The sequence below is a fragment of the Paenibacillus apis genome (assembly GCF_018333295.1).
Taxonomy (GTDB): domain Bacteria; phylum Bacillota; class Bacilli; order Paenibacillales; family Paenibacillaceae; genus Fontibacillus; species Fontibacillus antibioticophila.
Genome location: NZ_BORS01000055.1, coordinates 1 through 524, shown reverse-complemented (window position 1 = coordinate 524; position 524 = coordinate 1). Strand labels below are relative to the sequence as shown.

Genomic DNA, 524 nt, shown 5'->3' with positions numbered 1-524 from the left:
GTTTGACCACTAAGACCAAACCGATAGAATTGAGATGTTCAGGCTCAATTGAAAGGAATGGTCTTAGATGGCAAACAAGAACTACAGTCTTGCGCACACCAAGTGGATGTGCAAATACCACATTGTGCTCACCCCGAAGTATAGACGGAAAGAGATCTATAATCAAGTGAGAAAAGATTTGATCGAAATCATGAAACGACTATGCAAGTACAAGGGAGTGGAGATTCTAGAAGGTCATATGATGCCAGATCATGTACACATGATGGTGGCCATCCCACCGAAGATTTCGGTATCCTCATTCATGGGATATCTGAAGGGGAAAAGTTCACTGATGATCTTCGAAAAGCACGCCCAATTAAAGTATAAATACGGAAATCGAAAGTTTTGGGCAGAAGGCTATTATGTAAGTACAGTGGGGCTGAACGAAGCAACCGTAAGGAAGTATATACGTGAGCAAGAGGCACATGATCAAGCGGTAGACAAGTTGAGTGTAAAAGAATACGAAGATCCATTTAGTAGTAATC

At 41.6% G+C, this 524-nt stretch carries 1 protein-coding gene; it reads left to right on the top strand.

Annotated elements, in window-relative coordinates; all coding sequences use genetic code 11:
• Positions 1 to 67: 67 nt before the first annotated feature.
• Positions 68 to 524, top strand: a 457-nt coding sequence (tnpA, locus tag KI362_RS25245; protein ID WP_301630987.1) for an IS200/IS605 family transposase, incomplete at its 3' end; no start/stop codon positions are given.